We start from the raw sequence: 24,595 nt of genomic DNA, 5'->3' as shown, positions 1-24,595 counted from the left end.
GCAACAGGTCTCCGTTGATCTGGTATAGACCAATAATTATTAAAAAATGGGTTAAGGCGCTATTATTTGATCAACATCAAAGGTAATAATGAAATCTAGTAATAGCGTTATAAGGCACTAACTATCATCATCGCGAATAGAAGAAGGATGACGAAGTAGAGGGGTGACCTCGACTTTCATATAAGGGTAAAGTGGTAGCGACATCATAATGTCGTGTAGTTCTTCATTACTTTCGACATCGAAAATACTAAAGTTAGAATACTCTCCTGCTAAGCGCCAAATATGACGCCACTTACCTTGTTCCTGCAGTTTGTGTGATAGCGCTTTTTCAGCTTGCTTAAGTTCATTAACTTGATCAGCATTCATATCTGTCGGTAACAACACATCCATTCTGACGTGATATAACATAATTATGTCCTTATATTTTATGGTTAGTCATATGGCTGATATTTGGTCTATATCAGCATTTATTTTACGGAGCTTTTGGCAAAGCACTATCAAGCCCCAGCGTGAGAGTCGCTTACGTAAGTTCCTAACGATATAGGATTTGAGGATGATAAATTTGCTTGTCTGGCATAGTGATATACTTTGTCGCTATCTACCTCGATACCTAAGCCAGCACCGGTTGGAATAATTAAACCAAAATTTTGATAATCAAGCGGTTGAGCTAAAATATCCTCTGTTAGTAGCAACGGACCAAAAAGCTCCGTGTCAAAGTTCAGACTAGGATAAGTAGAGAACACATGCGCTGATGCAGCAGTACCAATGGGTCCTTCTAGCATCGTCCCGCCATAAAGCTCGATACCTGCTAGATGTGCCATTTGTCCGATAAGGCAGGCGGCTTTTAATCCACCAGCTTGATTGATTTTTACAGCAAAGACATCGGCACAATGATCCGCTGCCAATTGAAACGCATTATATGGATCTTGCACAACTTCATCAGCCATAATAGCCACGTCGAAGTGTTCAGCTAAACGCTTTAACGCTGATTTATTACGCATCGATACTGGTTGCTCGATCAAATCAACGCCGCCGTCCTGCAACAGACTAATACCTTTCATAGCTTCAAGCTCTGTCCATGCTTGATTAACATCAACGGTGATGCGGCAATCGGGTAAAGCTTGTTTAATAGCCAACACGTGGGCAACATCATCAAGAATAGGGTTGCTGCCTATTTTCAATTTGAAAATTCGATGTTTTCTTTGTTCAATCATTTGATGAGCTTCAGCGATATCGGTATCAGTATTTCCGCTAGCAAGCGTCCATGCTACTTCGATACGATCACGGATGCGACCACCGATGAGCTCGCTGATAGGTAAGTTGAGTCTTTTGCCTTCGATGTCGAGTAGAGCAGTTTCAATCGCGCATTTTGCAAAACGATTGCCGTTGATGTGGGTGTTCAATAGCTGCATTGCTTTTGCTGTGCTTGTAGGCTTCTCTTTCATCAAGAGAGGGGTAAAGTAAGTATCGATATTGGTTTTGATACTATGAGGACTTTCTTCAGCATAACTTAAACCGCCAATCGTCGTTGCTTCGCCCCAACCTTCGTAGCCATCTTCGGTTTGGATATGTACCAGAACCAATACTTGTTCATTCATCACGGTACAAGCCAGTTTATGCGCTCGAATAGTAGGTATTGGTACTAGTAAAGTATTAATTGAACGAATCATATCTGTCCTTAGTATAAAATTTTGGCTTCCTTATGCTTAATAAGAACTATAGGTGTTAAATATCGACATGTCTAAGACCTATTTAGTCTTATTTTAATACTTTTTAGGTATTTTATTGAAAGGTAGGTAGTATGTTATGTTCTTTAGGTATGGATATTCTGTATGTGAAGCAGGTGATAGATAAAAGGGAAGAAATTAGAACGACTTAGGATAGAAGCAACAGAAAGTCAATCAAGGAAGAAGAATGGAACTCAGGCATTTACGCTATTTCGTAGCCGTGGCAGAAGAAAAAAGCTTTAATAAGGCAGCTGCTCGTTTGTATATCTCACAGCCACCACTTAGCCGGCAGATAAAACAATTAGAAGAAGAGATTGGCGTTACGCTTATCGATAGGGAGCATCGACCCTTGAAGCTCACTGAGGCAGGTGAGTTTTTTTATGATCATGCCATTCAAATTTTAAAAAAATCAGACGACCTGCGTACCATGACTATCCGTAAAGGAAGTTTCGATAATTCGCTTTCGATAGGCTTTGTGTCATCTATATTGTATGGCATATTGCCGAGAGTAATATCCCGTTTCAGAGAAGTTCATCCAAATATCGAGATTAAGCTGTATGAGCTAAACTCTTGGCAGCAAACGCAGGCATTGACAGAAGGCAAGATAGATGTAGGTTTTGGCAGGTTGTTATTTGAAGATGCTTCTATTAGGCGAATGGTGCTTAGGGAGGAAGATTTAGTGGTTGCCGTTCCTATTGAGCACCCCTTATCAAAAGAAAAATGCAAAAGTTTGAGCCTTATTGATCTAACAAACGAAAACTTACTACTGTATCCAACAGCACCGCGCCCCAGCTTTATTGATTATGTATTAGACTTGTTTGAAACTCGCAATTTGAAAGCGAATTATTTTATGGAGGTACGTGAACTGCATATCGCCCTAGGGTTGGTAGCAGCAGGTGAGGGGTTGACTATCGTACCAAAGACACTTGAGCATTTACGTCATCAAGAGATAACCTATATACCATTTGAAGAGGGGATACTAACTTCGCCAATTGTGATGAGTGTCAGGCATTTCGATAAGTCTGAATTACTGGAAACGCTATTAGATGTCACTTATCAAATTTACGATGAAGAAGGCTTCATTTATAAGCGTGAGAAGATTTGAGCATATCTCAAATCTCAACATCAAACCCTGACATTAACAGCATCACCTAAGAAAATTAAACCTCATAACTAAGCCCTACATGCTATATAAATATTAGCATGTAGGGCTTTTTTGACCTATCGAGGTAAAGTTGATTTATTAGATATTATTAACACTATAGTATTGAAGGGTCTATCATTTAATAAGTTATATTTTAAATTGATATTTACTCTATTCCAGCTGATTGATGTCTCCGACATTAATCTTAATTTCACAACTCCATCTATATGTAGTCGTCAGCTAAAATTAGATAACCTATGAGATTTTAAAGAATCGTTAAAGGGTAGGCCATGAGCTGGAATTAGCAAAGTACTTCTTTGATCGAGTGCAAGACAGCAGGATATGGTTTTAGTAGCTTACAGTTTCAGCACATGCTTGTTTAATATTACCACATTTTGCTACTGCTTTATCAAATGTACTAATTATGAATTATATTCCATGGATACCATCACATGTTCTAAGTCCTTAGTCATAGTGCTTATAATTGTACTTCTTTAATTTTCGACTAATTAGTCCTATCGGCTTTATAACGTTAGTGGTTTAGGAACGAGCCAGCCAGTTAGGCTGCTTAGTACTTTGAGATACTGACTGTATGATGTATTAAAACTTTGAGTTTGATAGATTTCAAATAAATAAACCTCTAGCTTATAAAGAACATTACTGTACCTATGGCAAAATAATCGTCATAAGTCTATTATTGAGTACATAGTATTTATACAATTTTATATCTAAAAAAGACAAGTTAAATAACATCAAAACTTTAATAAGTGAAAGACATAGAGGATTTCCCTTTGAATACTTTTTCTCAATCAGCATCTAGTTATAACGTTCTCTCAGATAATACACAAGTTAATCAATATGTGCCTATTACCCAGTCAAACACACAAAAGCAATCACCTAATCGATTACTCCGTGTAGCATTGATTAATAGCTATCTAAAAGGTCAAGCGCATCTATTAAATGTTGATAACAACTGTATTTTAACAGGGCATAACTCCGCTGGTAAAACGACTCTAATGGGAGCTGTTGCTCCATTTTATGGCGTACCTTTGAGTGCTATTGCCAGAAAGTCTGAAGTAAATAAAAGCTTTATTGAGTTTTATCTACCTTATGATAATAGCTATATCGTTTATGAATACGTACGAGATGGTCAATCACGTTGTGTCATTTTAAGCAGTCAGGATAAAAAGCAGATATTTAACTTCATAAATAGTAGTTATAAAGATGATTGGTTTATCGGTAAAAGAAATGATGAGCTCTACTTTAAAACAAGCTCAGAGGTCATGCACGCTATTAAGTCGCAAGGACTACAGGTCTCAAGTAATATCAGTCAGCTAGAGTATGAAGCGATTATTAGCAACTGCCCAATGAAACGCTTAAAAATAACATCTGCACAAGCTCGTAGAACCATTGCGAAATATCGTCCTGATTATGCCCTTACGTCAGATCCACACGCCACATTTTTTGGTTTTTCGCCTATTGTTAATAATGTTTTTCAGACTCAGCTGGAATTTGATGATATATGTGCTTTTTTAGTAGAAGCTATGAAAACGCAGGACATGCTAAGTAGTGATGAGCTGAAGTTAGATGCGGTGAATATTGATACCGCCAAATGGGTGCGTCAGCGCGAAACGTGGCAGCAAATAGAGGCGCTTAAACCAAAATTTGAGACATTAACCCAATCTTTAAGTGACAATATTGCTCATCAACAGCAGCTTGCTGACATAAGACATAAAGCTTCGATCTTATTATCCAAGATTGGTAATGAAGTCATTGATAAGAATGAAGAAAATAAAGCGCTTGATAATCAATATAATAATGTGGAAAGAGAAGCCCATGATAAAGAAACCATGTGGTATTCGGCTAAAGGTAAACTAGGCTCGAATATTAACCTAACGGCAAATGAGATAGTGAATCTTGAAAATAAAAAAGAGGCGTTTGAACAAGGAACTCAAGATAAGTATAAATATGAGCCTATGTTTAAGTTAAAAGAGCGTGTTGCGCAAATAGATAGTTTGCAATCGCAAAAGAGCAACAAACAACAGACCTTGAAAGTCTATCAACAGCAATTAAAAGAAGCAGAAACAAACTTAGAGAAAATTCAAGCCATATTTAAAGATGAAGTCCGCAACCTTGAAAAAACGTACGATGAGGCAGTAAATAGAATCGATAAAACCAAGGGCGTGACTGATTTTGAATTCAGTGAAAAACAACGAAGCATAGAAAATAGATTGTCTAAGGAGAAGCAACGCTTACAGTCGCAATTTCGGATACAAAGTGAAAACTTCAAAACTAAGATTAGCCGAATTGAAATAGCGATAGCGACTAAGCAAGCTGAGACCAGCAATCTATCATTTAGTCAGTCCTCAAAAAATGCTATTGATAACAACCTTAGCGAAATAGCTAGCTTACGTCTTGTGCTAAAAGAAAATCAGACAAATTTAAAGAAAAGACAAGAAGAAAAAGTTAATCTAAGAGATGAGGTAGATAGCCAGCTAAATCAACAACGTCGCATTAATGCCACAATTAACAAGCATCAGGATAGTAAGACACATTTAGAGTCTTTAGTACAAGGTGATACCTTGTTTAGCTTTTTGATTCAAAGCGAAGCAAACGACAAGCTGTATCATTCCGTTAATAAAATACGTAAAACAATTCATCCTACGCTGTTAAACCGAGCGGACTTAAACCCTGATTGGCTGGCAGATGGCGAAGAGTATAGCGTAGTTGATATTGATCATGAGGGCTTGTACGGTCTAAGGCTTAATACTAATGCTATACCAACCCCAGATATCCGTACTCATGCTGACATTGCCCAAGAAATATTGAGCCATGAGCAACAGATAGAATCAAGCAATGCTGAGTTGGCTGAACTTGAGAATACACTCAATAAATTGAATAAACGCAAAAAACAAAATGGTCAAGAGATAACTCAATTACAGCTTACCGAGCAAAAAATAGAAAATGAAATTGAAGCTTTAGAGGATCATGCGAGCTATCTACATATTCAAGCAGAAGACGAGAGGAAAAAGCGTATATCAGAGATTCAAAATCAAATAAAAATGTTAGCTGATCAGCTAACTAATCTCAATACAGAACTGGAGGCTCTAGACTTAGAAGAGCAAAATCAGTTGAGTGCATTAGATGAGACTCATACGATTGATAGTGATAAATTAAACCAAGAAAAGCAGGCGCGTTTAGAGGATTTAAAAACCCAATCAGATAAAGCTAAAGAACAGTATAAAACCCTCTTAGCTGAAGCGACAGAACGTAAAAATCAGGCAGTCGAAAACGAAGGCTATGACCCTAGTATTATAAATAGCATAAATACTGATATTGAATTTTTAGATTCGGAGCTTTTAACTGCTGAACGAGCAAAGCGTCGCATTGATGATTACCATGTATTTCTTGAAAAAGAATATGCCGAGCTAGGAGAGCTTGAAAGTAAGAAAAATGAGCTGGAGAAAAGCCTAACTACACAGCAACATGCTTATGAGAAATATGCTGCGGAGACCGGGAAATTACTAAGTGAGTTACAAGCAAAAATAACTAAGACTGCCGAAAGACTGTGTGTGTTAGAGGCAGATAAAACCAATTTAACCTCGCACCTTAAGAAGCTAGAGTTAACATTAAACTCTGCTTTAATCGATATGAATACTTACTCATCTGAAGCAGAAAGTCGCTTACTTGAAGAAGATGTCCATTTGCAAACAGAGCGCATCTTACGCGGTATACAAAATAGCATAGAGTTGGCAGACACTACAATAAAGCAAGGGGTTAAGCTGGTTGATACCATCAAAAAACCCTTCTTTGATAATGAGTCGATGTTTCAAGCATTATTGTCTCAATCTGACATTATGGGTAGAACGACAGAAACAAACTGGTTTTTACAGTCTAGATTTTTTATGGACTATATTAACAACGAACATGAAAGTAAAAAAGAGATGATCGTTGGGCATTATATTGTAGAAGCTGAAAAAATAAATAATTTCAAGCATGACTTAGATAACGCCGATAATAACTTAAATAAGTTTACTCGAAATATTAATAAAAACTGCTCCGATATTTGTGACAACTTAAATGCCTTAGCAATCGAAGAGTTTAAGATGAGTATCAGTTCAAGCATAAAAGATAACGAGTGGTATAAAGTGCTCGATGATTTTTCTGAAGCATATGATAATTGGCGTGGGTCTGAGCGCATTAATCAACCTATGCCAAGTGAGTATTTACTTGCCAGCCTAGATAAAGTGCAGCACTTTATTGGGCAGAATAAATTGAATGTTAAATTTGCCCAGCAGTTCTCAATGGATCTGATGGTCAAGCAACATGGTCAAGCGCCAAGAACTGCAACGAAAACCAATTCATTTAAAGCGTTATCATCTAACGGTACCATGCGCATTGCTCAACTTATCATTTACCTGTCTTTACTATCTATGATTTCAACGGCTACTAATACTGAGCTCAAGCTATTTATTGATGAAATCGGTGTGCTTGATCCACAAAATACTCAAGAGCTATTAGAACTGCTTAAGAGCCAGAAAGTCTCTGCTATGTGCGCCGCGCCTCAAGTTGTTGACGATGCGGTTATCCCTTTATTCACCAATAATATTGCCTGTAGTCGTGATAAAAGTAATACCTATAGACTGTCCCAAACCGATGACTTATCCTCCCTAACTCAAGAAGCCATTATGGAAGCTCACGGAGTCTTTGACTTATGATTGAGATGACGATTGCTAGAAAACTCTTACAAAACAAGTTTATTTGTCTCATTACGGACGAAGAGGGTTATCACTGGTTAAAAACGCCTGATAACCTTGAGCGTATGACAGCTATTTTAGAACCATTAGGTATGAGGTTAACTACCTTTAGCGAAGGTGACGTCTTTGCTGGCATCAACGTTGCCGTAGATGAGACGGATAAAAAAAGAGTTGTCAAAGAATTCGAAGATATTCATTACAATATTTATCCCATCATCAATATATTGACAGCGCTGGCTAGTGCTGATGAAGATGGCGACACCCTATATATGGGAAAAATAATAAAGCAGGATAAGTTGGTAATTACTGTTAACGACAATCAAGAGTTTGCAACACGCTTAAAAAAATTGGCAGAGTTTACCAATAGTGTTAATAAACCCAACGATGAGCAAGTAGGAGCGTTACTTAACAAACTACAAAAAGACGAACTTCTTTATTTGGTTAATCCTGAGAAAAAGGTATACCGAGTAACGGGAAAGATGGAGTATATCAATCGTATTATTGAGTTTATCAATGAGAATTACCTAGAGAAGGAGAGTGAAACACACACTCAACAGGGACTTGATCTATGAGCCGTGGTGGACAATTAAACGAGGACAAAATTCGCGATTTAGGCCGAGCTACCGAAAGCCGCGCCGACTTGCTATTACAAGCCTATCTGTCTGAGTTATCTATTGAGGACAGTCAATCAACCAAGCATTATCGCACGCTACGTGATTGCGGTGTCATCCAAGAAGGGCTAGATACCATAACGCTTAGTAAAGAGATGAGACGCATCTTCGATATCATAGCAAAAAAATCCCATCGTTTGCACGTGATGCCTGACATAGAAGAGTGGAAACGCAATATAGAGCATTATAGTAAACTTGCGTTAAATGCATCATACGAGGTGGATGAGGCGAGTAATGAGCAAGTTTTTTTAGACACTATCGACGATTATAGTTATGAATTGGCTGATGCGCTTATCCAAGAGATGGCGAGTATCGAGTTCACGATTAATTCAGAATTAAACAACACGTTTAACCTGAAATCAAAGCGCATCATACTAGATACACTCACACAAAAAATAAAGTCACAAATCGAAAAGGTACAAAGCCTTAGCCGAGAAGAGTTGCATAAATGCCACGCCGGTAACTATAAAGTTTCTATGATACTAGACAATCTTCTTTTTGGTACTATCGATCAATGTATTAAAGAGTTAACGATTAGTCTAGATAAAACCGTCACTCTCATTGATAAGTTAAAGAAAGAACAAACACGTCAAAACGAGATGTTATGGCGACTTCACCGGAATATCCGTAACGGCCAATATAACTCTAAAGATGTGGTATTAAGTTTTGATGACTTGGTATCTCATAACTTAGCCTTCGGTGGCATGGCAGTTGAGAGTCAGCTAACCAATGTTGACGTAGAGGAGGATAAGTTCCTACTGCTCGGCTTGCTTGATAAGATGTCACCACCTAAACGCGCACTCAAAGATAGTGTGAATAATCATTATGATGATCCCTTATTACACGTCAATAATGATAATACGAGTAAGCCACTACTAAGCGCGGAACAACGCTGGGCGTATGACTTCATGAAATATAACAATACGGATGATATAAATAAGAATCTGTCTGTCAGACAATTTTGGGAGCGGTTTGAAGTCAATCGTATTATCAAATTTAAATCGTTTTTAGCCTTAGTTATGCATATTTGTAAAAGCAATTTTAGGGACGATGCCATCGTGCATACCAAAGATGGTTATCAATGGAAACTGTACCTTAAGACCAAGACACCATCAGAGCTTTGTAATACCATACGTATTTTCGATGCGCGCTATATAAGATATAAAGTAGTAGATAACGAACCTAGTTTGGATAAGGTATGGAGATGATATGGAGCCAAGGCTTGCTAATAAGTTAGCTCAAAAACGAACATTGAAAACCTTACGTGATGGTTTGCTCAAACGCACGAAGGTATTCGCGTATCGTAATGAAGACAATGTTTTTTATATGTTGTGTCAGCATGATAAGACGATTGGATATTCAGCAGGAAAAAAGATATACCTGTCTGATATGGGTTGGCAAAGCATTATTAATTTAGTGAAAGCTGGAACGGGCGTTAACCTTATTTCAGATGATATTGAAGATTTATCCCAAAAAGGAAGATTAGAGAATAGCACCATAATGGCTGACGAGAAAATATTGAGTAGATCGCCAACGCAGGGGTTTGTTCTATGTCGCTTATTAGGTAGTGCAGAGACGCTAAGTCAGACAACAGACCACTTCGCTAATAAATCAACACCATTACGGTCTTATTTAGGTGTGCATATAAACCATATTTTAAATTGGGACATAGGTACAATTATAGTGATTGAAAACTTTGCATCTTTTACTGAGTTCACTGAAGGTCATTTAAGCTCAATAGAGGGTGTAAGTAATAATGAAATGGTATTGCTTATCTACAGAGGACACGATGATAAAAAACATCTATAGTGTCGCAACAGAGATAGCAAGTTTGACCTGCGCTAAGTATGTCTTTGCTGATTATGATTTAGCAGGCTTGCAACTTGCGGAAGTTATCGCTGAGCGTATCGAATCAGCAGGGTATATCTTGCCCAAAAAGGCTATGCACAGTCAGAAACTATTAGAGATAAATAAAATAGCAGAGCGTGAAAAGCAGTCTGCTATTACTATTAAGGACTCAGTATTACAGCCATATATGAATGATATGAAAGTTAGGTTTCTGGCGGTCACTCAAGAGGCTTTGATGGCGCATGAGGTGAAACTAGAGGTTGTGAATAGAGAATAATTGATTAGTTAAGCAAACTCTAAGTTTAAACGGTTCAACTAACTAATCTATTTGAAGTTCTCATAGCTTCAAGTCACTAAGGGTAGAGAAGTGTTTCAACTCTAAGCTGATAGTTCTAAGAGCTATATAGTTCAATATTTCTAATATTTACATCTCCATAATTTGGAGGGGTTTCTCATTTAAGTAATTTTAAGTATCTTTATAGCTTATGATAAACAAGTCATTTTTATGCTAGCCTAACTCATATATATAATTTGATTATGGCAGGCAAGATATTCGACGGTCATAAGTGGTAATAGTGCCTTCAGCTAAGCCAGTCTTCGTTGATTTAAAGTAGTCGTAAGCTTCTTGCAGTGTTGGCACATTATTGGTCTTATCTTTCGGGTCTTCTAGGTTCTCATGAAGCCCGTCATAAACATGGATGCCTTTTTTAATGTTAGCCATCATTATGCTGGCTTTTTCACGTGCTTCGGTTAGCGTAATCAAGTGTGTTTCTTCTACTACATCTCGATATAGCTTTCCATTTATACGCTTATGTAATGTAAGCGTTTAGACTGCTTACCTACACGTAGTGCAAATCCAGTCAATACATCATCTATATAGATATCAGTACCTTTAAAGGTATAGTCTATTGAATCAATAAGTTTTTTGGTAAGTTTAACCTTTATATATCACACGTGCAGCAGTACGTAACCATAGTGGTAGTAGCCATCATACTTTAATTACTACAAGAGTCAAAGTATCAAGATAGTAACAAAAAATTAATTACATCAACGTGTTTGCATGAAATTTAAGCAATAAAAAACCCTTACAAGTCAATGACTGTAAGGGTCTGAATTTGGTGGGCCCAGTAGGACTTGAACCTACGACCAAAGGATTATGAGTCCTCTGCTCTAACCAACTGAGCTATGGGCCCTAACGCTAGACGGACAATGATACCTGATTTTTTGAATTTTTCAAGCAAAAAATAGGCCATTATCAAGATATTTTATATGAAGTGCTATTTTCTATCAAACCTGACCACCGGCCAGGGTTAGACTGCGACCACCATCAACCGTAATTATCTCACCAGTGAGATAATGGGCCTGCACAAGATACAGCACGCTATGGGCAATTTCATCAGGTCGACCTACGCGCTGCATAGGGATTGAGCCGATGATACTTCGTTGCTGATCATGATCCAATGCTTGGTCGCTATTAGCGTCAGGTAAGATATTGACGCCAGGTGCGACACCATTGACCCGTACCTCTGGTGCCATCTCAAGTGCTAAAGACTGTACCATCATACGATGAGCCGCTTTTGCCATATTGTAGACAGTATAATTGCTAAACGGCTTATCATGCGCGTGAATGTCCAGTAGGCTGATAATACAACCTTGCTGGTTTTTAAGATAAGGAAATAGTGCTTGGCTCAATAATAAAGGCGCTTTGGCATTGGTCAAAAATAGCTCGTCCCACTGTGCGTGATTAATACTGCCAAGTGGGCTAGGGTAAAAGCGTGAAGCATTGTGTACCAATACATCTAGTTGGCCAAAGGTCTCTACAATATTTTTGACGAGTGTACTCAAAGCATTGTTATCATCGACGATGGCTAAATCGGCGATGATAAGCGCTGCGCTATCCGCACGCAGACTATTCAGCTGTGTGGCCAATACTTTGGCTTCTGATTCACTATGATGACAATGAATAATGACTCGATAGCCTTGGTTGTGAGCGGCTCTAATAATCGCTGCGCCAATACGCTTAGCACTTCCCGTGACGAGCATCACTGGCGCTTTGGTATTGATATTTTCTGATTGGAGGGCGTTGATGGTCTGATTCATAGTTAAGATGCTATCTGCTCTCTAATGTTTTTTATGTGAGTTCTGTACTTGCAAGTGCTCAATTCTAGCCTGCTGCAATGCGGCACCAATAGCTGGGCCCTTGAGGTCTGATGCTATATCTGTCATGCCGATAGCATGAAAGCTATTTAGCGCGATCATCATCTGACGGTGTTGCACTGCCAGCTGTAGGACATGACTACATACGAGTAATTGCGAGAGTTTATCAGGCTCTTTATGAGCACCGCAAGTTTGTATAAGGTCGATTTTTTCAGCAGCACTAAGACTATTTATAGCACTTATTTTCTCTGCTTGTTGCACGAATAAGTTGGCAAATTGGGTATGTGCTTTTGGCACCTTGGTGATGTTACCTATGCTATTAATTTCTTTTAGATTAACTGCTGAATTAGCGTTTTCGTCTATAGGCTCTGAGGTAAATAAAGATGGATTAAGGCTGCTCATTAGCAGTGCCCAACGCTGTGACAAATTAAGCTGCATTTGCCCTGCGAAATATAGCGCAGTCTGTACGGTCTCTCGTATCTGAGTATCAGCCCACGCATGATGCAAAGGCGCAAAATACTCTGTGAGTGCGCCAATCTCAAATATTTTTTGCCAGTAGGCTTGCGGTGATATCTGCATGGTTGCGCGACTCGACTCTTGCCAAATGCGTTCGCTACTTAGATGACTAAGCTCTCCAGAGTCAACCAATTGGCGCATTAAGTTCAAGGTATCCTCTGCGATACTGAACCCCAAATCGTAGTAACGACTATAGAAACGAGCCGTTCGCAGAACCCGTAGTGGGTCTTCGCTGAATGCACTTGATACATGACGCAATGTTTTGTTTTTTATGTCAGCCAGTCCACCATAATAGTCAATGACGTTACCATTGATAGGGGTGTCATCATTTAGACTGGTAACCTCTATCGCCATGGCATTGATTGTCAAATCACGACGTTGTAGATCATCTTCTAAGCTCACATCAGGAGTGGCATGTACGCTGAAGCCTTGATAGCCTAATCCTTGCTTTCGTTCCGTACGTGCCAGTGCGTACTCTTCATGACTGCTAGGATGCAAAAACACAGGAAAGTCAGCGCCTACTTGTTGAAACCCTGCATCGATCATCTCTGCAACGGTTGCACCAACGACCACAAAGTCCTTGTCTTTAATAGGACGCTTTAGGAGTCGATCGCGAACAGCTCCGCCCACAAGGTATATTTGCATAAAAGCCTCTGTTTATTTAGCAAAATGTCATTGTACTTATCATCGCTGTATTGATTAAATCATCATCAGCTCAGTTTTCATTGATCAAAAAAAACAGCCAATGCTTTATAAGTCGCATTGACTGGTTTTAGTATAGCAGACGGGGTTCTGTCAGTGGATGATAGAACCCGTCTTAATCATATTGCATATGATAGATGACTATTTTTCGCTTTCTAAGTCTTGAGCTTCAGTCACTGTCAGTGCGGTCATGTTGACGATACCACGTGCAGTCGCTGATGGTGTCATGATGTGTACTGGCTTATTGGTACCTAATAAGATAGGACCAATAGAAGCACTACCAGTTGCTGTTTTAAGCAAGTTGAAGGCAATGTTCGACGCATCAAGTGTTGGTAAGATGAGCAAGTTCGCTGCACCTTTTAACGGACTTGATGGCATATCGTTTAGACGGATATGCTCATTTAGCGCCGCATCACCTTGCATCTCGCCATCAAACTCAAAGTCTACATTCATATCTGTCAGTATCTGATATACCTTGCGCATTTTAACAGCGCTGGTACGGTTTGATGCACCAAAGTTAGAATGAGAGACTAGCGCGACACGTGGCGTGATACCGAAGCGACGTAATTGGTCAACTGCCAACACGGTCATTTCAGCCAACTGTTCAGCCGTTGGATCTTCGTGGATATAGGTATCCGCGATGAAAATATTACGATCTTGCATGAGTACCGCATTCATAGCATAGAAGTCGTTCATGCCTTCTTTTTTGCCAATGACGCTTTCAACGTATTTTAGATGCAACTGGTAATGGCCAAACGTACCACATACCATGCCATCTGCCGCACCATTTTCGACCAATAACGAGCCAATCAATGTGGTTTTGCGACGAACGTCACGGCGCGCAAGCTCGATGCTGACACCGCGACGTTTGTTTTGCTCGTAGTAGCCCTGCCAGTAGTCTTTATAACGAGGGTCATCATCAACGTTGACGATGGTAATATTCTCGCCATCTTTTAGACGTAAGCCCAGTTTTTCGATATTGGCTTCAATCACTGAAGGACGACCAACCAAGATAGGCTTCGCTAGTTTCTCATCAACGACCACTTGCACAGCGAGCAAGATATTGTTGTCTTCGCCTTCACAGTAGACAATACGTTTTGGATCTGATTTGGCACGAGCAAAGATTGGCTTCATCACAAACGCAGAGTTATAGACGAACTCAGACAGACGCTGACGATAGGCTTGCATGTCATCGATAGGCAATGTGGCAACGCCTGAATCCATGGCAGCTTGAGCAACGGCAGAAGCAATCTCAATGATTAGATTTGGCTCTAGAGGTCCTGGAATTAAGTAGTCACGACCGAAGCTTTGCATTTTTTCGATGTTTCTAACGCTTGCAGTTGGCGTTGCTTCAACGTGTGCCATCGCAGCGATTGCTTTTACACAAGCAACTTTCATCTCTTCGTTGACAGTGGTTGCACCAACATCTAGTGCACCACGGAAGATATAAGGGAAGCATAGTGCGTTGTTTACTTGGTTTGGATAGTCTGAGCGACCTGTTGCCATGATAACGTCTGGACGTACAGCATGTGCCAATTCTGGCATGATTTCAGGTGTTGGGTTGGCAAGTGCAAAGACGATAGGGTCTTTGGCCATACGGCGAACCATGTCTTCAGACAATGTACCAGGCATAGATAAGCCCAAGAACATATCGACATCGTCCATGACTTCTTCGATAGTGGTCGCAGTCGTCTCACGTGCATAGCGCTGTTTGGTTTCGTCAAGATTTTCACGAATAGTGGTAATGATACCGCGTGAATCTGAAACAAAGATATTGTTTTTGTTCACACCAAGTGCGCAAATGATGTCTAAACAAGAAATAGCAGCAGCACCGGCACCCGAACAAACCACTTTAATTTCTTCGATTTTTTTACCAGTAATCAACAATGCGTTGAGCATCGCTGCAGCAACGATGATTGACGTACCATGTTGATCATCATGGAATACCGGGATGTTCATGCGCTTACGCAATTCACGCTCAATTTTGAAACATTCTGGTGCTTTGATGTCTTCTAGGTTAATACCACCAAAAGTAGGCTCAAGAGAGGCGACCGCTTCGATGAATTTGTCTGGATCATTTTGTGCAATTTCAATATCAAAAACATCAATACCTGCGAATTTTTTGAATAGAACGCCTTTACCTTCCATGACAGGTTTTGATGCCAATGGACCGATATTACCTAGGCCCAGTACCGCAGTACCGTTGGTGATAACACCAACCAAGTTGCTACGTGCAGTGTACTTAGCTGCCAATGTCGGGTCTCTTTCAATTTCGAGACAAGGAACCGCTACACCAGGTGAGTAAGCAAGCGCTAAGTCGCGTTGGTTAGCCAACTGTTTCGTAGGCGTGACTGAGATTTTACCCGGGCGTGGGAACTCATGGTAATGCAAGGCAGCTTGTTCAAACTGCTCTTTTTCTGTCGTAAGGTGATCCGTATTCAAATGGGTATCGTCATTCATAATAATTGCCATGGTTGGAATAAATTGGAATAAAGTAAATGGAGATAAAAAATAACGTTTTACCCTCAAAAAATCATGGAATGATCATAATCTAAGGGTACATTGACATTAAAAACTAATGATTACAGACATAGTAACCAACGATTAAAGACAAGCTTAAAAATGTAATTTAGTAAAACCATCATTCTAGCACTATTGACAATTCACGCCTAGTCAACAGCCGTGAATTGTCGGAACAATATAATGAAATGATATTCATTATTTATCTATTTGATGATGCCAAAAAAAAGAGCCAAATACCAACCTTAATCCCATAATGTTTCAAAATATTACAGAATGATAGACTCGGGTATGTCCTCATTTTAAAAATGGAGATAAATTGCCGTCAAACGAGAAAAACAGCTGGTCAATATCGAGATATTAACCAGCTGTTTGACAATGTTTGGCAAAATTTAGCCGTTTTTAGCCCAGTTAGATGACTATCATTTGAATTGAAGACATGCCCTAAATTAAGATGAGCAACTAATCGGCTCTTGCGGTATATGAGGAAGAGGGGGTGCAATATCCAAGTCGGTGGCGATATCTTGTACATGATAGGGGTTCGCCAATAACTCAAACACTCGTTCCACTTCTGCAAATTGACCTTGTTCTGCTGCCGTGATGGCACGCTGCGCCATACTATTACGCAATACATAAACAGGATTATTGGTTGTCATCTCGTTGATGACTTGCTCAAGTGGCAGTTGCTGTATTTGAGCCACATAACGTGTCGACCACTCTTGCCATACTTGTGTTGCCTCATCGTTAAGCTCAGCAGTCATGGTCGCCAGTAGCTGCTGCTCATATGGATGAGCGCTTGGAGCGACTAATCCCAGTAGCGCGCGGAAGCTATTGGTGTAATCGAGCAAGTTATCTTCTAATAATGTCAGCCATTCAAAAGCCAACCTCAGACTGTCAGACTCGTGCGGCAACCCAAGTTTACGGCACAGTCCTTGCTGATAATGCTGCATAAAGGTCGCCTCATAAGGCGCTAAACAATCGGCTAATGCTTCGCGAGTGACACCCTCTAGTCGCATAAAGTGCGGTAACCAAGCATTGAGATTCCAATGGCCAATAGCAGGCTGGTTTTGATAAGCGTATCGACCTGTGTGGTCAGAGTGGTTGTTGATCCAAGCAGGGTTGAATCGTTCCATGAAGCCAAAAGGCCCAAAGTCTAAAGTACTGCCAGTAATAGATAAGTTGTCTGTATTCATGACACCATGAGCAAAGCCAATCAATTGCCAATCGGCGATCATCCGTGCGGTACGCTCAACCACAGCGGTCAAAAATGCCAATACAGGTTTTTCGCTATCGCGGCACTCTGGATAATAAGTTTCAATCATATAATCGGTAAATTCAGCAAGCAAGTCAGGGGCAAAACTGGCGATCCACTCGATATGACCAAGGCGAATATGACTGTCAGCCACACGCATCAATGCCGCGCCAGCCTCTATGCGCTCACGGCGTACTCTCGTATCGGAGACCACAAATCCCAAAGCGTTAGAGGAGGGAATACCCAATTGCGTAAGCGCATGACCACATAAATACTCACGAATAGTACTGCGTAGTACAGCGCGTCCATCGCCCATCCGTGAGTAAGGTGTGAGACCAGCGCCTTTTAGATGCAAATCTTGCGGTTGGTTGTTACTATCGAGTACTTGCGCCATCAATAGGCCACGTCCATCACCCAATTGTCCCGCCCACTGTCCAAACTGGTGACCGGCATACGCCATAGCCAATGGTTGAAACTCAGCTGGCACGTATTGACCACCGAGTATCTCAACCCAGCGTACCATCAAGTCGTCATCTTCTGACCAGCCCAATTGCTGTGCAACTTGTGTGTTGAAATGACCCGCACGTGGATTGTCTAATGCCGTTGGCAGTTGCTCATGATAGAGGCGTGTGTCTAGGTTGACATAGGTGTTTTGATAACGCATATGAGCCGTTCCCATTTGAATATCAGAGTAAAGGGATTACTATAACATAGCCGTCATATGACATCGTGTCGCTCTGTCCATCTCTTGTAATACTAAAGAAAAAAATCCCCCTATCCATGACGGATAGAGGGAAGGAGAAGCTTTGCAATTATCAAAATAAATCAGCGCTATATTATAGGTAATTAAGCGGCTTTCTTGTTTAACCCAATAGAGCGAAACGCTGTCTTTAGGTTGCTATTATGCTCAAGTATTTTTTGCTCAATCTTGGCATAGTCATGCTTTAGCTTATCATCAACTTCATGCAAGCGATCAGCATATTCTGTCTTTTTCAACTCAATGGTTTGCGCTTTCAGTGCTTGCCATTCTTCCACAGTTTGTATAAATGCATCGTATTCAAACTTAATGCGATCTTGGAAGCTCTTCATCGCATGAGGAAGGTCAAGGCCAGTACTGGCTGCCGTATCAATCTGCTGTTGAGCTGCCTTGAACTGCATTTGCACTTCAGCATGCTTGATAGTGGTGTCATCGACAGTACGTAAGTCTGTGGTCAGACCAAGTTTCGATAAGCCAGCAATCAACCATTTGGTTGGATCATACTGCCACCATTTTACGCCATTACGATAATCGTATTGGAAGAAGTGATGGTAGTTATGATAACCCTCACCCCACGTAAAGATAGCTAAGAAGAAGTTATCACGGGCAGTATTGGTATCAGTATAAGGACGGCTACCAAACATATGACATAACGAGTTAATGAAGAAGGTAAAGTGGTGCGTCAGTACCAGACGTAGTAAGCCTACGATGACCAACGTACCCCAAACATCACCCAATAACCAACCGATCGCGGCGACTGCACCGATGTTCAATGCCGCAACCCATAAACCGTAATATTTATGCTGAATTTGCAGCGTTCTATCTTTGGTTAGGTCAGGGATATTTTTATAGTCAAATTTACCACTAGGATAATTGCGTAGCATCCAGCCCATGTGACTGAAGAAAAAGCCACGCTTTGCTGAGTACGGGTCTTCTAAGCGATCATCGACATGACGATGATGCGTACGGTGACCAGAAACCCAATCAAACGCTGAACCTTGTACGGCAAAGGTAGAACCTAGCAATAAAAAGTTTTTGACAATCGGGTGTGCTTTATAAGCACGATGCGACAATAGGCGATGATAACCAGCAGTAATACTGATACCTGTCCATACCATAAAGGCACCAAATACACCCCAAACTGGCGCGCTAACTTCATGAGTCAACAGATACCATGGCGTAATAATAGCAGCAGCAATAGGCGTGGCTACCAATATAGACGCTGGAATCCAATTGATTGGCGCTTTTGTAAACTCAAACTCACGCATATCAATGCTGCTATCTTCAGGAGCATCAATTTGAACGGCAGTGTCAGCATAGTTGCGCTTTGCAACTGGCTGCTCATTAAACGAGTTACTCTCATCAAAACGCGTTTTAAAACGTGTGACTTGAGTGCTGGCAGCTTTCACAAGCGTATCACCAGATTTGATAGCGAAACGTAAGCCTTTCAGCGGTAAGCCAAGTGCTTTTTTTGCGATCATATAATATCCCTAACGGTATTAATTTAAGTCTCTATAGTACCTTAAAAACCTAACAAAGTGAACACTTATACACTATAAAAATATTGCTAAATAACAACAACTTGTATGGCTTATAGAATGTATTGGTAGAAATAACCTGTGACTTATCAGGCATTAAGGAGAAGTGTAAGTAAGACTAAATATATGTAGGTTTTTTGAATGAATGAAATGAGAAATAGATTTATGAATTCAATAACAAATGGCTTGGAAAGTCAGTAATGATGACATCGGTTTGCCATTTGACTAGCTGTTCAATTATATCTGTGTCATTGACTGTCCAAGCACTTACAGGCAAGCCGTAACGGTGACTACGTTCAATGATAGACTGGTTGATTAAAGGATAATAAATACCCAATTGGCTACAGCCAAGTTGCAGCGCAGTATTGGTTGCGGTTGTCAGCGCTTTAGGTGTTTCAATTAATAGGCCACGCGGTATATGCATCAATAGCTTACTGCGTTGCAGTCGAGCATGCAATTCCATATCAAAACTGGTTAGTGCAATAGGAAGGTTGGCAAATGGGCTATCAATTAAACTATGTGTCAAAGCTCTCATTAATTTGGGGTAATCGGTGCGGCTGTGGGTCTTAATCTCAAGCTCAATGTGCGTAAAGTTACTCAGCAAAGACGCTATGCTGGCTAATGGAATTATTTGATGTTCAAACTGTCGTTGGCGCTGAATCTCTACCATACTCAACTGATCAATGCGTGACTGTTGACGACACATCCGTGCCAAGTCATCATCGTGAAACACGACTAAATGACCATCGGCGCTCAGTTGCACATCAAACTCGACCCCTGTTAAGCCGTGAGCATTAAGGCGTTGAGCATGCTGAAACCCTATAAAGGTGTTTTCTAGTGCTTCGCCACGAGCGCCTCGATGACCGAGTAAGCGGGTGTTTTTTATATTTATCATTATTTATATGGTCTGCTGTTTTTATGAGCAATCATATAGCCTCATATAAGCAGCGTCTAATAAAATTTGTAAAACAGACAGTTGATAGTTTTTTCTCTTTTGTTTACCAGCGGTAATAATTTAAAAAAGCACTTACATTGAGTTCATAAGCATGTATTTGTTATGTTTTTGCAACCAAGTGTAGGTTTTACCCATTATGAAGGACGTTATTTGTATATCCATGGGCTACACTAATGACCATTTCATCCAAACACCGTATAATAATCTGGTTTTCAGACCTATGGCAGCTAGAGTTGCGGTTTGAACATCAATCACTGTCCTTCAGTGGCGGTACGAATTAGTAAATTGGGAGCAGAATCAATATGAGCGTAGCAAATAAGAGTTTAAGCAAGTGGCAGAAAGTCGCTGGAATCGGTATCGTATGTAGTTTGGCGCTTGCAGGCTGTGATCGCTCAGAGAAAGAAGACAGCACTGAGGCAGCAGAGCTCACAGAACAGGATTCGACCGCTACTGAAAACACGTCAGCCACTGCCGTTAGCTGTGATGATCCAATGGTACAAGATCGTCTCAAATCGGCTCTAAAGAATACGCTCAATCAGCAAGCGCAAACGCTGGCTGCCAACTACGCAAACGATGCTCAGATCAATCTTGCTAGCGGTGCTATCACGGATAAAATGAGCGGTATTGTGATTGATGTACAGAACGCAGCGGTATTGCAACAAGCCAATGCAAATGGTATGACGACTTGTCAGGCAAGCGTTAGCATGACGCTACCAAGTGCAGATTTGTATCAGGCTAGTCAAGTACAAGCGGCCAATAATCAGCCAAGCTTGCAGTCACGTTTAGCACAAAACAACATTCGTATTAATAACAACATGCTCGTTGATGACGCTTTCACTTATGTCGTAGGCACTCAAGGTGGCCAGGTACGTACACGTATCGCCGGACAACCAGCATTAATGACCATCGTTGCTGATGTAATGGCAGGCTCTGTGTTCCAGTCAGCAGTGGAAAGCCAACGCGCCCAACGTGCTGCTACTCAGGAAAACAACAGTCAGCCAGCACAAATTCGTGAGCCTAGAGCAGTAACGCCGGTTGAGCCGACTCGTCCTGCTGAACCTGCGACGCCGCCAACCATCAATAAGCCAGCAGAAAGTCAGAGCAGTCCAGCAGCGAACAATCAAACGGCGTCGTCTGAGCCTAAAACGCCAGCAAAACCAAAAGAAGTACCTAAAGATGAATCTATTGATATGATAATCATCGAAGACAGCACTGCTACTTACTAATCAGTTAGCTAGCCTAAATAAATGATTAGATGATAAGCACAAAAAAAGCCCGCAGCGTTAAGGTTGCGGGCTTTTCTTTATATTTTAATAATCACGTACCGCTATTTTTTCTCAGCAAAATCTTTTAATACCTGACTGTCCCATAGTACTTCAGAGACTTGCTTGGGGTCGGTACAAAAACGAGCAGCGACAAACAACCAGTCAGACAAGCGATTGATAAAGCTTACTGCGGTGCGGCGAATGGCTTCTGGACGCTGCTGTTGTAATAGCACTGCTTGACGCTCAGCACGGCGACACACACTACGCGCGACATGTAATTGGCTAACCAATACGGAACCTGTCGGTAAGATAAAATCTTTTAGCGGTGGCAAGGTGGTATTCATGGCATCAATCTGTTGCTCTAACCATTCAATATGAGTGGCATTGACCCCTTCATATTCTGGCATAGCCAGTTCACCACCGATATTGAATAGTAAGTGCTGAATAATGATTAAGCCTTCAGAAAATTCCTTTGCGATAGATTGGCCTTTATTGCGTTGTAACTGGGCGCGCACCAGACCAATGTGTGAGTTAAGCTCGTCAATATCACCCATGACGTTGAATATGTCGTCAGCTTTACTGAGACGGCTACCATCTGCCATACCTGTGCTGCCGTCATCTCCAGTACGTGTGTATATTTTACTCAAGCGATTGCCCATATCTAAATCCTTAATCATTTTTGTGATGGAATAGTGTTAGTTGCGCGCTCATTGTAGTATTTTATGGCTGTTTTCGCTAAGATAATGGGTTAAGTTTTATATCACGGTCGTTATATTTATGACGACAGTAGTCTATATTGCTTGTTAATCAAACTCAGGCAATGTTTTTACTTATTATTTAGGGCATGTTGAACACTCAACCATGGCACTGACAGAGACTATTTTTTAGACAGTTCGACGTTAAAAATAGTAAGTTTAGTTATTCTAAGCGTCTATTTTTAACTATGAAATGGCAAAAAAGAGTCATGTCTCTTCGAGCTGATACTAAAACGGCTCCATACTGTGTTGTAACTCTTGTTAAGGCACGAGCATTACCGTCGTTTTACGCCTTGTCTGGAACCGTTTTATTAATCAGCAGTGCCTATTTGTGAATATTCAACGCGCCCTAATCAATTTTATTTATATTAAAAGGCTTTTTTACTATGACCACACCACTTGCCGATGCGATGTCTCAGCTTGCGATTTATGACTCATTGACTGGCGGAAAACGCCAGTTCGTACCACTCAAAGCAGGGCAAGTAGGCATGTATGTGTGCGGTATGACCGTTTATGATTATTGTCACATTGGTCATGCGCGGGTGATGGTCGGATTTGATATGGCGGTACGCTGGCTGGCACAATTGGGTTATAACGTTAATTATGTGCGTAACATTACAGATATCGATGACAAAATTATCGCGCGTGCGAGCGAAAATGGTGAAGAGATTGGTACGCTGACGCAGCGCTTTATCGAAGCCATGCATGAAGATGCGACTGCGCTTGGTTGCCAGATGCCAGATGCTGAACCGCGTGCGACGGATCATATCGATGAGATGCAGCAAATGATTGAAACGCTAGTCACAGGCAACTATGCCTATGCGGGCGACAATGGTGATGTTTACTATGCCGTCGATAATTTTGCAGACTATGGCAAATTATCTAAGCGCAATCTCGACGATATGCAGGCAGGCTCACGCGTTGATGTCGAAAATGACAAGCGCAATCCATTTGATTTTGTACTATGGAAATCCGCAAAGCCTAATGAGCCGCAGTGGGCGTCACCATGGGGACAAGGACGACCAGGCTGGCATATTGAATGCTCTGCGATGTCGACTAAATGCTTAGGTAGCACCTTTGATATTCATGGCGGTGGTCATGACTTACAGTTCCCGCATCACGAAAACGAAATCGCTCAGTCCGAAGCTGCGACTGGCTGCGAGTATGCACGCAACTGGATGCACGTTGGATTTATTAACGTCGATGGCGAAAAAATGTCTAAATCATTGGGTAACTTTTTTACCATTCGCGATGTAATGGCAAAGTACCTACCTGAGACAGTACGGTTTTTCTTATTATCGAGTCACTATCGTAGCCAAGTCAATTTCTCGGACAGTGCATTAGACGAAGCACATAATAGCCTAAGCAGGCTCTATAACGTTCTAAAATTGGCAGAACAGTTAAAGGGTGAGACGCTCATAATTGATGAAGCGTTGACTACTGAAGCCTACAATAGTGAAGCTGGGCAAGATTTTATCAAAGCGATGAATGATGATTTTAATAGCTCAACTGCAATCAGTGTCTTGTTTGGGCTGGCACGTGACATCACCAAAGCCATTAAAGCTGAAGAGATAGACACCGCATGGCAGTCAGCTCAGCAATTAAAGGCATTGGCGCAAGTGCTCAATATTCTACAGCAGCCAGTACAGCAATTTTTGCAAGCTGTGATTGGTGAACAGGCAGATGATGGTTTAACGGATACGGCTATCGATGGTTTAATCATTGAACGTGCAGAGTCTAAAGCCAACAAAAACTTTGCCCGTGCTGATGAGATACGTGAACAATTAAAAGATGCAGGTATTGAGCTCGAAGACAGCCGTGCTGGTACGACATGGCGCCGCGCTTAAGGTAATTCTGTTACAGAATACCCATACAGATAGTCACAAACTAAGTCAGCTTTACGCTGGCTTTTTTTGTAGACTTAATAAAATATAAGAATCTTAGCTAGGGTGTGTCATCAATTAGATTGTGAGGCTTAAAATGAGAAAAATTGTAGATAAACAAGGAAGAAATTGCCGTTAATATGAACAT

The 24,595-nt window shown here is 40.8% G+C and carries 18 protein-coding genes and 1 tRNA gene; 8 read left to right on the top strand and 11 right to left on the bottom strand.

The features are described from left to right. Positions 1-117: 117 nt before the first annotated feature. A complete protein-coding gene (catC, locus tag IPZ60_RS04955; protein WP_179799432.1) occupies positions 118-408 on the bottom strand; it encodes a muconolactone Delta-isomerase in 291 nt (96 codons plus the stop codon). 89 nt (positions 409-497) lie between these two features. Continuing rightward, entirely contained in the window at positions 498-1,670 is a 1,173-nt protein-coding gene (locus tag IPZ60_RS04950; RefSeq protein WP_194196736.1) for a muconate/chloromuconate family cycloisomerase, read from the bottom strand. 244 nt (positions 1,671-1,914) lie between these two features. Here IPZ60_RS04950 and IPZ60_RS04945 point away from each other — a divergent pair, with 244 nt between their 5' ends. From IPZ60_RS04945 to IPZ60_RS04920, 6 genes are all read left to right on the top strand, one after another. Beyond that, the gene (locus IPZ60_RS04945) at positions 1,915-2,832 is read left to right on the top strand and encodes a LysR family transcriptional regulator (protein ID WP_194196735.1); all 918 of its coding nucleotides are present in this window, start codon (positions 1,915-1,917) and stop codon (positions 2,830-2,832) included. Positions 2,833-3,662: 830 nt separating this feature from the next. Next, positions 3,663-7,589, top strand: coding sequence for an ATP-binding protein (locus tag IPZ60_RS04940; RefSeq protein ID WP_194196734.1), 3,927 nt, complete (start codon positions 3,663-3,665; stop codon positions 7,587-7,589). Next, on the top strand, positions 7,586-8,200 hold the full coding sequence (locus IPZ60_RS04935; RefSeq protein WP_194196733.1) for a hypothetical protein: 615 nt from the start codon (positions 7,586-7,588) through the stop codon (positions 8,198-8,200). The genes IPZ60_RS04940 and IPZ60_RS04935 overlap by 4 nt, the downstream gene beginning before the upstream one ends. Further along, the gene (locus IPZ60_RS04930; protein ID WP_194196732.1) at positions 8,197-9,507 is read left to right on the top strand and encodes a hypothetical protein; all 1,311 of its coding nucleotides are present in this window, start codon (positions 8,197-8,199) and stop codon (positions 9,505-9,507) included. The genes IPZ60_RS04935 and IPZ60_RS04930 overlap by 4 nt, the downstream gene beginning before the upstream one ends. A gap of 1 nt (position 9,508) precedes the next feature. Further along, positions 9,509-10,108: a hypothetical protein gene (locus IPZ60_RS04925; RefSeq protein WP_194196731.1), complete on the top strand. Its 600-nt coding sequence runs from the start codon at positions 9,509-9,511 to the stop codon at positions 10,106-10,108. Then, positions 10,089-10,424, top strand: a complete 336-nt coding sequence (locus tag IPZ60_RS04920) for a hypothetical protein (protein ID WP_194196730.1) — start codon at positions 10,089-10,091, stop codon at positions 10,422-10,424. The genes IPZ60_RS04925 and IPZ60_RS04920 overlap by 20 nt, the downstream gene beginning before the upstream one ends. A gap of 258 nt (positions 10,425-10,682) precedes the next feature. Here the strand turns inward: IPZ60_RS04920 and IPZ60_RS04915 are convergent, their stop codons facing one another. From IPZ60_RS04915 to IPZ60_RS04880, 8 genes are all read right to left on the bottom strand, one after another. After that, the gene (locus IPZ60_RS04915; RefSeq protein WP_194196729.1) at positions 10,683-10,910 is read right to left on the bottom strand and encodes a hypothetical protein; all 228 of its coding nucleotides are present in this window, start codon (positions 10,908-10,910) and stop codon (positions 10,683-10,685) included. Positions 10,911-11,263: 353 nt separating this feature from the next. After that, positions 11,264-11,340, bottom strand: a tRNA-Ile gene (locus IPZ60_RS04910). Between the two features lie 94 nt (positions 11,341-11,434). Beyond that, complete coding sequence (locus tag IPZ60_RS04905; RefSeq protein ID WP_194196728.1) at positions 11,435-12,247, bottom strand: pteridine reductase; 813 nt, start codon at positions 12,245-12,247, stop codon at positions 11,435-11,437. 21 nt (positions 12,248-12,268) lie between these two features. Continuing rightward, complete coding sequence (locus IPZ60_RS04900; RefSeq protein ID WP_194196727.1) at positions 12,269-13,465, bottom strand: tRNA nucleotidyltransferase; 1,197 nt, start codon at positions 13,463-13,465, stop codon at positions 12,269-12,271. Positions 13,466-13,663: 198 nt separating this feature from the next. Then, positions 13,664-15,982: an NADP-dependent malic enzyme gene (locus IPZ60_RS04895; protein ID WP_194196726.1), complete on the bottom strand. Its 2,319-nt coding sequence runs from the start codon at positions 15,980-15,982 to the stop codon at positions 13,664-13,666. 509 nt (positions 15,983-16,491) lie between these two features. Continuing rightward, a complete protein-coding gene (locus tag IPZ60_RS04890; protein WP_194196725.1) occupies positions 16,492-17,958 on the bottom strand; it encodes a YdiU family protein in 1,467 nt (488 codons plus the stop codon). Positions 17,959-18,140: 182 nt separating this feature from the next. Continuing rightward, the gene (locus IPZ60_RS04885; protein ID WP_194196835.1) at positions 18,141-19,319 is read right to left on the bottom strand and encodes a fatty acid desaturase; all 1,179 of its coding nucleotides are present in this window, start codon (positions 19,317-19,319) and stop codon (positions 18,141-18,143) included. 433 nt (positions 19,320-19,752) lie between these two features. Beyond that, complete coding sequence (locus IPZ60_RS04880) at positions 19,753-20,484, bottom strand: glycerophosphodiester phosphodiesterase (protein WP_194196724.1); 732 nt, start codon at positions 20,482-20,484, stop codon at positions 19,753-19,755. Positions 20,485-20,846: 362 nt separating this feature from the next. Here IPZ60_RS04880 and IPZ60_RS04875 point away from each other — a divergent pair, with 362 nt between their 5' ends. Continuing rightward, complete coding sequence (locus tag IPZ60_RS04875; RefSeq protein WP_194196723.1) at positions 20,847-21,770, top strand: hypothetical protein; 924 nt, start codon at positions 20,847-20,849, stop codon at positions 21,768-21,770. A 101-nt stretch (positions 21,771-21,871) separates the two neighbouring features. On the opposite strand, the gene IPZ60_RS04870 is transcribed toward IPZ60_RS04875, so the two are convergent. Continuing rightward, positions 21,872-22,468, bottom strand: coding sequence for a cob(I)yrinic acid a,c-diamide adenosyltransferase (locus tag IPZ60_RS04870; protein WP_194196722.1), 597 nt, complete (start codon positions 22,466-22,468; stop codon positions 21,872-21,874). Positions 22,469-22,950: 482 nt separating this feature from the next. On the opposite strand from IPZ60_RS04870, the gene cysS reads away from it, so the two are divergent. Further along, a complete protein-coding gene (gene cysS, locus IPZ60_RS04865; RefSeq protein ID WP_194196721.1) occupies positions 22,951-24,411 on the top strand; it encodes a cysteine--tRNA ligase in 1,461 nt (486 codons plus the stop codon). Positions 24,412-24,595 lie beyond the last annotated feature (184 nt).

This window comes from Psychrobacter sp. NG25 (genome assembly GCF_015234355.1).
GTDB lineage: Bacteria > Pseudomonadota > Gammaproteobacteria > Pseudomonadales > Moraxellaceae > Psychrobacter.
The sequence above is the reverse complement of the archived record's forward strand: the minus strand, read 5'-3'. Positions and strand labels throughout refer to the sequence as shown.